14 protein-coding genes are annotated in these 15,057 nt (G+C 38.7%); 3 read left to right on the forward strand and 11 right to left on the reverse strand.

The features are described 5' to 3' along the window. Window positions 1-18 precede the first annotated feature (18 nt). From RIB54_RS05730 to RIB54_RS05760, 7 genes are all read right to left on the reverse strand, one after another. Window positions 19-1,320: a hypothetical protein gene (locus tag RIB54_RS05730; RefSeq protein WP_350099672.1), complete on the reverse strand. Its 1,302-nt coding sequence runs from the start codon at window positions 1,318-1,320 to the stop codon at window positions 19-21. A 101-nt stretch (window positions 1,321-1,421) separates the two neighbouring features. Then, window positions 1,422-1,943, reverse strand: a complete 522-nt coding sequence (locus RIB54_RS05735) for a DinB family protein (protein ID WP_350099673.1) — start codon at window positions 1,941-1,943, stop codon at window positions 1,422-1,424. A 14-nt stretch (window positions 1,944-1,957) separates the two neighbouring features. After that, window positions 1,958-2,917 (reverse strand): TolB family protein, encoded by a 960-nt coding sequence (locus RIB54_RS05740; RefSeq protein ID WP_350099674.1) that lies wholly within the window; start codon window positions 2,915-2,917, stop codon window positions 1,958-1,960. Window positions 2,918-2,952: 35 nt separating this feature from the next. Beyond that, window positions 2,953-3,546, reverse strand: a complete 594-nt coding sequence (locus RIB54_RS05745) for a hypothetical protein (protein ID WP_350099675.1) — start codon at window positions 3,544-3,546, stop codon at window positions 2,953-2,955. Window positions 3,547-3,598: 52 nt separating this feature from the next. After that, window positions 3,599-4,327 (reverse strand): YqjF family protein, encoded by a 729-nt coding sequence (locus tag RIB54_RS05750; protein ID WP_350099676.1) that lies wholly within the window; start codon window positions 4,325-4,327, stop codon window positions 3,599-3,601. Between the two features lie 10 nt (window positions 4,328-4,337). After that, on the reverse strand, window positions 4,338-4,808 hold the full coding sequence (locus RIB54_RS05755; RefSeq protein ID WP_350099677.1) for a hypothetical protein: 471 nt from the start codon (window positions 4,806-4,808) through the stop codon (window positions 4,338-4,340). Window positions 4,809-4,821: 13 nt separating this feature from the next. Beyond that, a complete protein-coding gene (locus tag RIB54_RS05760; RefSeq protein ID WP_350099678.1) occupies window positions 4,822-7,716 on the reverse strand; it encodes a GH92 family glycosyl hydrolase in 2,895 nt (964 codons plus the stop codon). Between the two features lie 710 nt (window positions 7,717-8,426). On the opposite strand from RIB54_RS05760, the gene RIB54_RS05765 reads away from it, so the two are divergent. Genes RIB54_RS05765 through RIB54_RS05775 form a run of 3 tightly spaced genes read left to right on the forward strand, consistent with a single transcriptional unit; the run spans window position 8,427 to window position 12,361 of the window. Continuing rightward, entirely contained in the window at window positions 8,427-9,404 is a 978-nt protein-coding gene (locus tag RIB54_RS05765; RefSeq protein WP_350099679.1) for an isoaspartyl peptidase/L-asparaginase family protein, read from the forward strand. Further along, window positions 9,398-11,620 carry a glycoside hydrolase family 20 protein gene (locus RIB54_RS05770; RefSeq protein WP_350099680.1) on the forward strand — a complete coding sequence of 741 codons (2,223 nt, stop codon included), beginning with the start codon at window positions 9,398-9,400 and terminating at the stop codon, window positions 11,618-11,620. Before RIB54_RS05765 ends, RIB54_RS05770 begins: the two co-directional genes overlap by 7 nt. Further along, a complete protein-coding gene (locus tag RIB54_RS05775) occupies window positions 11,621-12,361 on the forward strand; it encodes a copper homeostasis protein CutC (protein ID WP_350099681.1) in 741 nt (246 codons plus the stop codon). It begins immediately after the preceding gene. Window positions 12,362-12,475: 114 nt separating this feature from the next. Here RIB54_RS05775 and RIB54_RS05780 read toward each other — a convergent pair whose 3' ends face one another. The 4 genes from RIB54_RS05780 to RIB54_RS05795 form a co-directional block, all read right to left on the reverse strand. After that, window positions 12,476-12,916: a carboxymuconolactone decarboxylase family protein gene (locus RIB54_RS05780; protein WP_350099682.1), complete on the reverse strand. Its 441-nt coding sequence runs from the start codon at window positions 12,914-12,916 to the stop codon at window positions 12,476-12,478. A gap of 68 nt (window positions 12,917-12,984) precedes the next feature. Beyond that, window positions 12,985-13,560: a Crp/Fnr family transcriptional regulator gene (locus RIB54_RS05785; RefSeq protein WP_350099683.1), complete on the reverse strand. Its 576-nt coding sequence runs from the start codon at window positions 13,558-13,560 to the stop codon at window positions 12,985-12,987. A 63-nt stretch (window positions 13,561-13,623) separates the two neighbouring features. Beyond that, window positions 13,624-14,112, reverse strand: coding sequence for a YdeI/OmpD-associated family protein (locus tag RIB54_RS05790; protein ID WP_350099684.1), 489 nt, complete (start codon window positions 14,110-14,112; stop codon window positions 13,624-13,626). Between the two features lie 4 nt (window positions 14,113-14,116). Further along, a complete protein-coding gene (locus RIB54_RS05795; protein WP_350099685.1) occupies window positions 14,117-14,740 on the reverse strand; it encodes a porin family protein in 624 nt (207 codons plus the stop codon). Window positions 14,741-15,057 lie beyond the last annotated feature (317 nt).

Genomic DNA, 15,057 nt, shown 5'->3' on the forward strand with positions numbered 1-15,057 from the left:
ATATTATGTGTCTTTTATCTACAAATGATCAAAAGTTTGATATTCCCTTTGAACGATCTTGCTCTCTGAAGCTTCCAGCTCTTGTACTACCTGCTCATAGTCCGCAAATGATTCAATGGTTTTGCCTCTTAGGTCGTCCATAGCGCTGGTGAATATCTTGAGTTCAAAAAATACCCGATCCAGCAATGCCTGTTCTTCCTTCGATATATTAGATGTGCCAGACGTTAAATGTCGTGCTTTATTATAAGCAATCTGTTTAAGTTGATACCTCAACTGAGGATCATTTGGAAGGTTACGAAGAACACCAATTGTATAAAGATACTTGCCGGTATATGCAATATGGTTGTATTCATTGCCAAACTTAGATTTAAAGGCCTCAATATCATCGTTTTTTTGATTTTTAACAGTCTCCCTAGTTTCAAATGAAATCACCAGAGATTGCTGTTCTTTAACAAACAGAGAGCCGGCAATTAATACTTGGTCTTCACTTGTAGGAAATTGTTCTATTATTTCTCTATAAGCGTCAGTACTAACCGCAACATTTGTTTGGAAAGGTTGAGAAAGGTATTGAGAACTTTTGTAAAGTTTATATTCAGGAATGTATTGGGTAGGATATATCCTTTCCTCCCAGTCTAGGCTTTCAGAATAGGACATTAAAATATTCGCAGAGTTTTGTTCTTGTTCTGGGAATGGGTTTGACATAGATAGATTGGTAAAGCTATCAGCGCCCTCGCCTAACAATGTTTCTAAGAGTAATATGGCATTGTGAATAATTTCTCCTGACTTTGTGGTTGTAATTTCTCTTGAGTTAGTATTGAAAACCACGCTAGTAACATACGTCTGATCTGATGAAGTGAAGGTGCTTTTGCTGATCTGTCCATTTTTAAACGAGGTGATCGTTGTGCCATTATCAGCGTTAACAGTTTTCATAGAAAGTAATCCATCTATATATTCAAAACGTGCATCTATACTCCCATCCGCATTGTAGTATGTTGAAACGATTGGTTTATTGTTAATATCTCTTGATACCTCCATGTATTTATGATATTCAGGATAGTCGCTATAAACGGTAGCTGTTTTGATGTATCCATTTTCATAGTACTCAAATTCTGACCTTGTTCTACCATCAAAAAAGAGCCTTCGGGCATATTTGATCCATCCGTTGTCAAATGTTTCCTCAACATCGAGTAGCGTGGATGAACGGATGCTAAAATCAGGACTTAAGCTTGGCTCTGATTCTGGATCGTCTGAGCAGGCTATTAAAGCTAACATCCAAGCAATTAGTGTAAAGGCGTTCAGAGATTTAAAAAGGATTTTCATTTAATTGATTTCAATATTAGTAATGTCTGGTGTGCAAATATGAGCAAATTTTAACAGATCGAAAGATTATAAATGTTGGTGAAGCTCTTATATCTAATCAGCTATCTCAGTATCCCAAGGAACTGAATCCATGGGCCAACTTCGGCTTTGTACTGCTTGGCCATTACCCTTGAGATTTGACTGATATGACCGAGATCATGTACTACCCAGCAGGAAAGCAGTTCCTTCAGCGTGACATCACCCAGTGCAGGGTGCCTGCCTTTTAGTTGTAGTTGCTCTTCAGATAGATTGAGTTCTTTTAATTGCCTTAGGTTCTCAATTCTCAAAGCTTCAAACTTATCCAAAAGCTCATTTATGGTTTTGCCTTTGCTAAGTTCAAATTGGGCAAATCTGTCAAAAGGCTCAAAGGTTTTGTCTTCATTATCACTCAGAATTAAGTTGGTTCTTTTAAGCCAGTCTTCCTGCTCACCATGGATGAGGTGGCCTATGATGTCAAACGGGCTCCAGGTGTCAGGCCCTTCATTGGGGCTGGTCCACTCGGTAGGCAAGTCATACAAATAAGTACGTAGAACGGCAGGTGTTCTTTCTAAAACATGGATAGCTTGGGTTAGGTTGTATTGCATGGGGTGAATGATGTTTAATGCTGTTTGTAATTATCAGCATTAAATTTCACATACCAAATATTGTCGGTTTGATTATCTGCGCTCTTGTATTTGCTTAGAAGTGACTCATAATTTTTCTTTTCAAATGTTTTCCAGTTTTCTATCATTCTATTGCTGGTAAATGTTAATATTCCGGAGGACATGCATGGAGCAAAGTCATTATCTTCAGAATTTACTGTTTCTCCAAGATTGATAGGCTCACTCCATTTTCCGTCATTATGAAACGAAATATAAAGATCATGATTTCCATATCCTCCAGGTCTATTGGAGGCAAATATCAGATAATCTTCATTGGGAGATATAAAAGGGTCTGCTTCACTATGCCCTGTGTTAATTGTGGAGTCTAAGAGGGCCACTTCATAAATACCATTTGTAAGAATAGCTTTATAAATGTTGTTTGAGTCAGAAGCTCGTGAGTGAAAGTAAATTGTGCCCTTATTTGTGATAGAATTATAGAACTGATTTTCGTCTGAATTGATAGCAGCACTTACTTGCTCAGGTTGTCCAAAACCATTTTCATTTACGTCAACATACCACAAATTGGTATCTTCATTATCGGGCCCATAAGGGTTTATCGGGCGCCTTGAAGTAAAATAGATTCTTTTACCATCTGGTGAAAATATTGGATCAATATCGGCATACTGCCCTGAAAACGATGCTATCTCTGGATCAGTCCATTGACCATTTTTTAGCATCATACAAATGATTGTTGAGCCAGAATACATGAAATGAGTAGAATATAAAAACATTGTTCCGTCCGGAGAGTAACTCCCATTAGACTCCCAAGCCACATCTGAAACAATATCTGGCGATAGCATCTGAGCTTTGGAAGCTTGACTTTTATCAAGACCAAAGAAAGGCTCATTGGGAATGTTTTGTGCTAAACCAATGCGCGAGTATATAATTGAAAATAATATTACGAGTGGTTTAGTCATTTTAATCAATTGTTTCCAGAGTTGCTTTTAATATTTTACTTCCAAGAACTAGCCGTTCTTCTGTATTCGGTAAGGATAACATCAACCTCTTTTTCAGAAATTTTGTAAGGATTTCTTCCATCAATTGGGGGAGGGCTGTTGCTGTCAATGTATAAAACAAATTCAATTAGATACTCTCCTACATTCATTCTCATACCTTCACATCCAGCATAATACTCTATTTGATACTCTTTATCTTGGAGCGCTTTAAAAACCAAATCGGTTTTGTTCTTATAGTCAGCTTTTCTAATCAGTCCTTCATAAGCGATTGTTTTTATGGTGCCATCAGGGTATTCTGTTAGTCTCAATAATTCTGCTGTTGTGGTATTTTCCATAATCCAATGACGTCTATCATACTGTTTTGGCTTTATTCCAGAGATTCCAACTATTCCACTGGAGATTCCACCATATTCTGCCATCTGGATGCTGTCTTTTATCTCGGGTCTTATTCCACTCCAGTTGTACACCCAGCTTTTTTCATACATAGATGAGAAAATGGTAATAACGCCAATCAAGATTATGCTGAGAATAGGAAAAGCGAATATTAATCGTTTCTTTTTTCTACTATATTTCTTCTTTTCTCTTATCATCAGTTATTATATCAAAACTATAACAGGTTTTCTTAATTAAGTAACAGAAATATTACCTCTTTATTTTAAGCTTTTCTCTATCCCAAGCCAGCACTTTCACTCCACTAGAATAATGAGCAATTTCTGGATTTCCATTGATCAGGCCTTTAAATCTAGAATAGTTAACACTCAATTGCCTAATCTCAATATTGTTTATTGGCCATTCTAAATGGTGAATTTCATATTTATTGATACCTGTTGATGAATTCTGAAAAAGGGCATACCTCTCCGTTAGAAATTTATCGAGATGGGGTTTGTCAGGCTTATCTTCAAGTACATTGTACTCAATTGAAAGCTCATCATGGTAATCAGGATTGTTTGAGTTAAGGGTGTTAGAAGTTCTTTTGATGTGCGAAAATCTATACGGTAGCTCTGAAATGGTTTTTGCTAACCAGGTTGATGCTTTCTTCCCTGCTTCAATACTAAGGAAATAAACCCCGCCCTTATTCTGGCTTTTTACATAGGTGCGGATATTGATTTCATCAAAATTGGAAACTGGCGGGAATGCAGGTAAAACTCTTGGCCTCACATTTTCCATGGTAAACGCCACGATCGAAACCCAAGGCTTGCCTTCATATAAATCAATCTCCAATTCTTCAGGCACCAAATCACGAAGTATGTTAAAATCAACTTGCCAATGAAGGAAAACCGCCTTATTCCATTCCTGATAAAATTTATATTTACCAGAAGGAAGCTCCCAAGGACGGTGCTTTACAGAATTTAGAATTTCTCTAATTTTCATGAAATTGGCTTTATAGGTCAAGTTCTTTTTTCTTCCTTTTTATTAGACTACCCATGCCACTCCAATCCCAAGAGAAAAATAGAAACTGAGCTCCCCATCTTGATGTATTAAATAAGTAATAGTCATCATCATTTTTAAACTTGAGCTTATATAATGGAGGAAATAATACCGGCAGCATACGCACATATTCTACATCCAACCAGCTGCGGTCAACTAATTGACCTTCTTTTTCAATTTTAATAGATTGATTATTTAGCTCAACAATTATTATCCTTTCTTTATATGTGAAAGGAATTAATATTAGAATCAAGCCTAACAATAAAAAGATTACTGTAGCCCAAATATCAGGAGGTCCAGGCGCTCCATTGAAAGTTGAATTTTCTGGATGAAGGTATCCGAATAGTGGAACTAGAATTAAGAATGCACCCAATACCATAGGGAGGTATTTATAAGTCAGGTATACTGTTAGGTCGCTTCGCATTATTTATTTTTTATCACTCCACAACCACCTCATCCATAAATATCCATGACTGGCCGCCAGCGCCCAGGTGCCATTCCTGTATTTCACCATAGCTTTCTACCTGCACTTTTACATATCTCGCTTTGGTGTTTACTTTGGCAGTATAATCATCCAAAACCACACCTTCCTTATGGTCATCAGTTTTGCTTGTAATAGTGGCCACTTCTTTAAAATTCTCACCATCATTTGATACTGAATACGTAACCTTTTTAGGCATCCAGATCCATGATTTAATGTCCTGTAAAAAGCCAGCACTAATCGTTTTGATATTTTGCTCAACATTTAAATCAATCACCAATTCCACATCCTGGCCTTGCCAGCCTTGCCAAGCGCCAGTTCTGAAATCATCACCACCACGTATATAGTCGATCAATCCATTTTCGCCACCTCCTGCATATTGACTATTGTACATATTCTTGTACCTCACCGTACGCTTATTATCCACCTTTATAAATTTCGAGGCGGCTTCTTTGCTTTGAACTTGACCATCCACAGCTGCCATCATTTTAATATTGGTGGTCTTAGTCAAGGTCAACGGTTCGCTATATATTGTAGACTGGGTAGTAGGTGTGCTACCATCTAAGGTATAATAGATTTTAGCCCTGCTATCAATATTCAAAAGCTCCAGTTTTAAAGAATCGAAGAATACCTGGCTTGCCGCTTTTGCATAAGGCACTGCCGTAATCAATTGATCTTCGATTGATGTAACTGGGATTTCATGTTCCCATTCAGTATTTGGCTCCGAAGACATTTCAAATACCAATTCACCGCCTTTCATAATATCAGCATGCGAGATAAAAGATTTATTATAAGGCTGACCGTTGAGGTATATTGATTTCACATAAATGTTGTCTTTTGATTGGTTATTGACGGTGACAAAGAAGGTTTTGCTATTCTCAAGATTCACATTGGCAGACTTTATTTTGGGCGATCCAATAATATAATCGGTACTTCCAGGTGTTACCGGATAAAAACCAATGGCTGACAAAACATACCAAGCCGACATTTGACCACAGTCCTCATTGCCAATCAGTCCATCAGGCTGATTGGTGTACATTTCGTCCAGCATTTGCCTTACCCTTTCCTGCGTTTTCCATGGTTTGCCAATAAAATTGTAGAGGTAGGTCATGTGGTGGCTCGGCTCATTGCCATGGGCATATTGCCCAACCAGACCGGTAATATCCACCTGCTCACGACCAGAAGTTTCATTGGTCGTGGAGAACAATAAGTCTAGTTTTTTTTCAAACTGATCTTTACCACCATGAAGATTAATTAACCCTGAGATGTCTTGAGGAACATAGAAGCTATACTGCCATGAATTGGCTTCGGTGAAATTAAAATTCACTTCAGTTGGATTAAAGGGCTCAGTAAACTGCTGATTGTATTTAGCTCGCATAAAACCTGATGTGGGCTCGAAAATGTGTTTATAATATTGAGCGCGTTGAATGTATTCATCATATACCTCATTATTGCCTAACACTTTGGCAAATTGAGCTATACACCAGTCGTCATAGGCATATTCCAGGTTTTTGGAGACTGACTCATGCTCTTCGTCAGAGGCCATATACCCTTTTTGGATGTAATGCTGTTTGCCCAATTCATCGGCTGTAGCTGTTTTTATCATGGCCTCCAATGCCAGCTCCGTGTCAAAATCGGTAAGCCCTTTTTCATACGCATCTACAATTACCGGCACTGAATGATATCCTACCATACAATAAGTATAATTTCCAGATAACTCCCACATTGGCAGTTTTCCACCATTTTTATAATGGTTCAAAAAGGTGTTTATGAAATCTTTAGTCCTTTCCTGCTGAGTGATGGTGTGCAACGGGTGCGCACCTCTATAGGTATCCCAAAGCGAGAAGATGGTGTAATTGTTAAAGCCATTTGCTTCGTGAACTTTTAAATCAGTGCCCCGGTACTGACCATCAACATCCTGAAAAGTATTAGGATTTAGATAAGTATGATAAAGGGCCGTATAGAAAATTTCTTTGTCAATGTCATTTACCGTTTCCACTTCTATTTTAGCCAGTTCTTTGTCCCAGGCCATTTGCGTTTGTGTTTTTACACCTTCAAAATCCCAATCAGGAATTTCAGCATGTAAATTCTTTTTGGCTCCTTCTGTGCTTACAGCTGAAATACCTGTCTTCACTAGAATTTCCTTTTTGGGGCTAAACTTCATAATCAACTTTGTTGAATCCTGATTGTAGATGAATTCATCAACAGCTTCTGAGAGTTCAGCATAGAAAAAAGCATACTGTTCTACGGCCCAGCTTTTGGATACACGCATTCCTTGCACGGTTTTATTGTCAACCACTTCCAGCTTATAGTCCAGCAGCTCATCGCGGTGTTCCAGGTCTATTATGATGTAAACATCTTCAGGATTATCAAAGCTGTATTTGTGGAAACCTGCCCGGGTGGTGGAGGTCAATTCCACATTGATATTATAGTCTGACAGGAAAACCTGATAGTAGCCTGCTACAGCTTTTTCATTGCTATGTGAAAACCTGGAGGCATAACCCTGATCAGGAGAGGTTTTGTAGCCGTTATCAAATTTAGGTTCGCCAGTAGCCGGCATAAAAAGAAAGTCCGCATAGTCTGGAATGCCAGTGCCGCTCAGGTGCGTATGCGAAAAACCATAGATTATAGAATCTGAATAATGATAGCCACCGCAGCCATCCCAGCCTTCAAGCCTGGTATCCGGACTTAATTGCACTCCTCCAAATGGTGCTGAAGCGCCAGGGTAGGTATGGCCGTGTCCTCCAGTGCCAATAAACGGATTGACATACTCATGAAGCACTTTTTCTTGCTTGCTGCACGAAAAAAATAGGATAGATAGGATGATTAAGGTGGATAAGGTCTGTTTCATTATAAGTGCTTGTGTATTTATTGGATTGCCAAATTACACGATTATCTGAAATTCTATAACGATGACAATTTTCTCTGCGGCAAAAAAATAAACTACAGAGTGCGCAGAGAAACACAGAGGGCTTATGAAAAAGAAATATTCCTAAGTTTAAAATCAAATTAATGCCTATCGTTGGAATGCAAAAGTGTTATCCGATGCTCATATTCTCTGCGACCCTCTGTGTTCTCTGTGGTAAAAAAGCTAACCGCAGAGTGCGCGGAGAAACACAGAGAGAGGGCTTATGAGAAATAAAAAATTCCTAAGCTGAAAATCAAGTTAGTGCCTGTCATTTGAATGAAAAAGTGTCATCCGATGCTCATATTCTCTTCGGCCCTCAGCGGTCTCTGTGGTTAGAAATATAAACCGCAGAGTGCGCGGAGAAACACAGAGAGCTTACGAAAACAAAAAAAAATCTAAAGGTGAAAATGAAAATAGAGCATGTCGTTAGAATGCAAAAGGGTTGTTGGGTTCGCAATATTCTCTTCGGCCCTCAGTGACCTCTGTGGTTGGAAATAAAAACTACAGAGTGCACGGAGAAACACAGAGGTATAAATGATAAGAAAAATGGAGTTGCCTTTTTACTCAACTTGATTATGGGATTTTCTTTTATCGGTTATTCCCAACTCAATTTATTTAGCTAATTTTTGACCCGTTTACAAAATCATAGCCTCATGACTTCAAGAAGAAATTTCGTAAAACTATCTGCACTAGGCAGCCTTTTTTCATTCAACGCTTTCTCAGCATTTGGTAAAAATACACCTATTCTTTCTTCAAAGGAACCGGTAGTTATATCTACCTGGAACCACGGCATTATGGCCAATAAAAAAGCGTGGGAGATATTGAGTGCCGGAGGTACCGCATTAGATGCCGTTGAAAAAGGGGTGATGGAAGTGGAGAATGATCCAACAGGTGCTTCAGTGGGCATCGGTGGCCGCCCTGATAGGGAAGGGCGAGTGACTTTAGATGCCTGTATTATGGATGAGAAAAGCAGATGTGGGGCAGTGGCCTTTTTGCAGGATATTAAAAATCCTATTGCAGTGGCCAGAAAGGTTATGGAAGAAACACCGCATATTATGCTGGTTGGTGAAGGAGCGAAGCAATTTGCCCTAGAAAAGGGGTTTAAGGAAGAAAACCTGCTTACTGAAGAATCAGAAAAGGCCTGGAAAGAGTGGCTGAAAGAATCTAAATATAAGCCAATAATCAATGTGGAAAACCATGATACCATAGGCATGCTGGCGTTGGATAGTAATGGCAACCTATCGGGGTCATGTACCACCAGCGGGGCAGCTTATAAACTACATGGCAGGGTAGGTGATTCACCCATTATTGGTTCAGGATTATTTGTGGACAATGAAATTGGGGCAGCCTGTGCTACGGGGTTAGGTGAGGCAATTATCCGCGTGGCGGGCAGTCATTTGGTAGTAGAGCTGATGCGACAGGGGCATGAACCGGAAGAAGCATGTAAGCTGGCAGTAGATCGGATTATCGCCAAACATGAAAACATGGATGGTTTACAAGTGGGCTTTTTGGCCTTGCGCAAAGATGGAAAATATGGTGGTTATAGCGTGTTTAATGGGTTTAACTATGCTGTTGCCAATAAGCAAATCAACAATGAGTTGGTAGATACTAAATTTGACCGTTCGTGGTAAAACGAGCTTGTTTTGTAATTTCTATATTATTTGTCTTAGGGTGCACACAGCCAGATAGTTCGCAAGAACATGACCGAATAGTTGCATTGGCATCTTCTATTATTCCTAAGCCAAATGAAACCACAGTCAAAGCAGATGAATACTTTGAGTTCAATGAAAATACAGCCATTGTAGCCGATGATCAACTGTCTTCATTGGTTGGTGTAGTTCAGGGTTATCTTGAGGAGCTCACTGGCTATCAAATAACAAAATCTGATAACGGAGATAATGCTTTAATTCTTAAGCTGGATGAACAGCTTGATGAGGAGCGCTACAGTATTGAAGTCGATAAGTCACAAATACTAATAAAAGGTGGTAGTACCAAAGGAGTGCTTCATGGATTTCAGACCATTCGTCAGTTGCTCATTACTCAAGATCAGTCATTCGTCATTCCTGCGATGACAATAAATGATGAGCCTCGTTTCCCCTGGCGTGGCTTACAGTTGGATTGCTCTCGCCATTTTATGGAAAAGGATTTTGTAAAGCGTTATATTGATTTGTTGGCACTTTATAAAATGAATGTATTCCATTGGCACTTGACCGAAGATCAGGGATGGCGCATTGAGATCAAAAAATATCCAAAGTTAACCTCAGTTGGAGCATGGCGTGATGATGGTAAGGGAGGTAAATATGGAGGATTTTATACTCAGGAGGAAATCAAAGAAGTTGTGGAATATGCTACTGCCCGGGGGATAACCGTAGTGCCTGAAATAGAAATGCCAGGACATTCAGTCGCTGCCTTGGCTGCATATCCTGAGCTGTCATGTACCGGAGGGCCTTTTGAAGTAGAAACCGATTGGGGAGTGTTTAAGGATATTTACTGTGCAGGCAATGACGCTACCTTTACATTTTTGGAAGATGTGTTGACTGAGGTGATGGCCTTATTTCCTTCAAAATATATCCATGTTGGAGGAGATGAAGCACCAAAATTCAGGTGGGAAGAATGTGAGAAATGCCAGCAGAGAATTAAAGATGAAAGTCTGCATAATGAGCATGAACTGCAGAGTTATTTTATCAAGCGAATTGAAAAATTTCTCAATGCCAATGGCAGGCAGATTGTTGGTTGGGATGAAATACTGGAAGGGGGACTAGCACCAGGAGCTACAGTACAAAGCTGGCGTGGTTTTGAAGGTGCAGAGGCAGCTGTTAAAAGTGGACATAATGCGGTGGTTTCTCCAACCTCGCATGCCTATTTTGATTATTCAGTGGATGATATTGATTTGGAAAAAGTGTATTCCTTTGAGCCCTTACCTAAAGGCTTAACCCCGGAAGAAGCATCGCTGATCCTGGGGGGCGAGTGTAATATGTGGACTGAGCGTGCGCCTCAGCATTTGGTAGATAGCAAAGTCTTTCCCCGGATATTAGCCATGACTGAAGTGTTATGGAGTGATACTACTAATCGCAATTATCAGGAGTTTAATGATCGTGTTCAAACTCAGTATTCAATTTTGAATAAACTTGGAGTCACCTACGGTTTTGAAAAGAATCCTGTGGAAGTGAGTTCGGAAGTTAGAGATGGAGAGCTTATGGCCAAATTATCATCCTATGATCCTAATATTGAATTGTACTACAGCATTAATAATCAAAAAGCGATAAAGTATGAGCAGCCTGTTGAAATACAGGAACCAGTGACATTTGATGTTAGCTTTAAGAAAAATGATATTTTCTATAGTGATACAGTAAAGCAATATTTTGTTCCCCATAAAGGCGTTGGAAAGCCTATTGAATTGATTTCAAATTATAGCCCTAATTATACTGCTGGAGGCGATAGGGCACTTTTAGACGGAAAAAAGGGAGGTAGCAATTTTAAAGATGGTAACTGGCAGGGGTACTGGGCAACAGATGTTGAAGTTATCGTTGATTTGGGTGAATTAATAGATATCAAGAAGGTTCAGACTTCGTTTTTCCAGCATAATAGATCATGGATTTTCTTCCCTGAGAAGGTAGAATTTTTACTTTCAGAAGATGGAGAGAATTTTAAATCTGCTGGTATTATAATCAATACTATTGATGCTATGGAGAAAGGTGAATTGATTCAAAACTTTGAGATTTCTGCTGAAGGACTCAAAGGCAGGTATTTGAAAATGAAGGCAAAATCAATAAGTAAATGTCCAGATTGGCATGAAGCCGCTGGAAATGATTCATGGTTATTTATAGATGAATTGATTATTAATTAAATGAGCTACCAATTAGAAATATGTGCTAATTCTGTTCAATCGGTAATTAATGCTGAAAAGGCAGGTGCACAGCGGGTAGAGTTATGTGATAACCTGTGGGAGGGAGGAACAACACCAAGTGCGGCTACTATAAAGCTGGCTAAAGAAAAGACAAAGATTGCGATCTATGTTTTGGTAAGGCCCAGAGGTGGTGATTTTGTTTACTCCGATTTAGAGTTTGAGATCATTAAAGAAGATATCAGAATCTGCAAGGAATTGGGTGTTGAAGGAATAGTATCAGGAGTGCTGAATGCTGATGGCACTGTAGACAAAGCAAGAACTAAAATATTGGTGGAACTTTCCAGGCCATTGCCTTTTACTTTTCATAGAGCTTTTGATGTTGCTGCGGAACCATTTCAGGCTTTAGAAGATATAATTGATTGTGGCGCTGTTAGGATTCTAACCTCAGGACAAAAAAATAGTGCTATTGAGGGTATTGAATTGCTTAAGGAAATACAAGAGAAGGCTGCTGGTAGAATCATCATTATGCCTGGTGGAGGAATAAATGAATCTAATATTTCTAAGCTACAATCAATCGGCTGTCAGGAGTTTCATATGTCTGGTAAAAAGGCGCAGAAGAGTATGGCTAAGCCTGGCCATGTGAACATGAACAGCTCTAAAGATATTCCAGAAAATATAATTTTTACTTCTGATATAGGAACTATCAGGAGTGTAATTGAGAAAATTGATGTTGATTCTTAATGTGCAGGACTAGAAATCAACCAATCGTCATTCTCGAAAATATTAGCTCTACTTTGTTTTAGAGCTAATATTTGTCGGGAATCTCAACTCAGGACAGACACAATTTAAGGGGGATTAAATCCCAATCCCCATATTAGTGCTCACTGCAATTCTGTTCCAGCCATTAATTGCTACAATGGCCATAATAATTTGAGAGACATAGTCCTCACCAAAAAGCTCAAGAGCCTTTTTATAAGTCTTGTCCGACAAACCGTGTTCGCTGATTAATGTTATTTCTTCGGTCATAGCTAAAATAGCTTGTTCTTCTTCTGAAAAGACAGTTGTCTCATTCCAGGCACTTAAAAGAAATATGCGCTTGTTAGTTTCCCCATTTTCTAGGGCGGCCTTTGTATGCATATCAATACAGAATGCGCATTTATTGATTTGAGAGGCACGAATCTTTATTAAATGCAGATGTCTTGTGTTCAGATTAGAGTTTTGTAGATAGTTTTCAAGTGCCAATAATGGTTTGTATGCCTGAGGCTCTGTGTCATTAATACTAATTCTCTTTTCCATTTTTATAAAGTTTTTGTTTTTGATAAGTCAAAGCTCACCAATAGAAAATGGAAAAAACTTAAGCTAGTTTAAGATCGATACTTAGCCCTTATTTCACTTAAATATTCTGGTGTAAACCCAAGGTAGGAGGCAATTAGGTATTGAGGTATGCGCTGTACAAATTCAGGGAACCATGAATTAAAATGATAGTATAACTCCTCACTTGAATGACCATAAAGGTATTTGATTCTCATCTGATAAGCTGCAAATGCCCGTTGATAGATAAATCGAAAATAGCGCTCCATTTTAGGCGCCTGTTCCAAAAGTTTATCATAACTATCATTATCAATTACCAATATCTCAGAGGGTTCAACCGCCTGAATGCAAAAGTCAGTTGACTTTCTATGTTCGAAGGAGATAAGGTCTGTCATCCACCAGTTTTCAATGGCAAATTCAGTGGTCTGTTCTGTGCCCTTGTCTGTAATAAAGAACTTTCTCAGGCAACCATTAAGCACAAAATAGCTGCGTTTGCACACTTGCCTTGGCAAGAGTATATTTTCTTTCTTCTTGACTTTTATGATTGAGAAGTACTTGGCAATCTCTTTGAACTCATCATCATTGATGTCAATAAATTTGTCGAGATGTGCCCTAAATATTGATGACATGACTAAGGAGATAAATGTTTTATTATCAAATATACTATTCCATTTTATGGCATGACACTTATACTATGACTTAAGCCCTTTTCGACCTATGAATGATTCCTTACCTAATAAGAAGTTAATAGCCCGATCTATATTTTTATCGATACTCTTTTCAGTTTTTAAAAATGAGATGTACCTGATAATTTCCTTTTTCAATGAAGGGGTAAGTTCTTGAAAGACTTTTTCGGCCTCTGGATTTTCTTTAAGCGCGTTCAATAGTTTAGGATGGGTTTTCACAGTCCTGTCAGAGGGATCAAACTTTACAGTTAACTCAATAGTTTCTCCAATCATTTGCGGAGAATTTTTCAGCATAGTAGTATTAATATAAAGCCTCCATTCACTCTTATACTTTACTAAGGTTTGCGTATAGGGTTTGTTATTTATTTTCCCACAAATAGGAATAGGCCCCTTTTCCTTATCGGCTTGCTGAAATATAGCTTTCAGTATTTCTAGAGGCACAAATACATAAGGGTTAATTCCGATAATGTTAATTGTCGCTTTGAATTTATGCATTACACTATTTCAAATGATAGGATAAACTAAGCTGTAGGCTTCTGTTTTGGAATTTAGCGCGTTCGCCTGTGCTATTACCATTATTGTCACTAACATAGGCATTAGCCACAACTGATGAAAATCCATGGGTGTACCGAACTCCTGCACATATTTTTTCTGAAAGACTATAGTCAAGCCCGGCAGCCAGTCCAACGTCCAACTTATTGTCCCATTTGTCACTAACATCAATTCTATCAGGTCCAAATTTGGAGTTGGCCGAAATTAAATACCCTAGCTCAGGCCCGATACTCAACCTGATTTCTTCTGTGGCTTTGTAGCCAACGAGTAAGGGAAAGGTTATATAATTCAGGTTCAAGTATCCGCTTTCTGAAAAGGCAGTTTCAACAAATTGGTAGCCTTTACCAGAATAAAGCAGCTCTATTTGCATGTCCACTTTTTCGGTCACATCAGCACTTGCGAAAATACCAACGTGAATGCCAGCCTTGTACTTGCTGTCATTTATAGTTGATTGTTGATTAACAACATTGTTGGTGTAGTTGAGTCCGCCTTTTAGGCCAAAACTATATTGTGCAGACAGCGACCCAATAGTTAGTATTGATATAATTAAATAAGATAAAATGCTTTTCATACTTCTTCACCAAACGCAATTCTATGACCATCTGTTGTGCCATAAAGTATACTTTAATAGACCTCCAACTCATTTGCCTACAGACAGTTTGGTTTAAACTGTCTTCATAGGGCTGATAACTGGGATTTTTGCAGTAAAAGCCTATGTTTAGCAGAAGCCTCACGCCATCTTCGGTTATCGTGTTGACTCCATAAATGCTCCCTCTCCAAGTTGGAGAGGGCATTCAAACTGTGCGCAAGCTCAGCTTTAGAGAGGTGAGTCTTCTTTGAATGCAAGACATGTTAAAATCATTAAGCGACAATTTGAAATGCATCCTC

The organism is Fulvivirga sp. (assembly GCF_040218215.1).
In the GTDB taxonomy this organism is placed as follows: domain Bacteria; phylum Bacteroidota; class Bacteroidia; order Cytophagales; family Cyclobacteriaceae; genus Fulvivirga.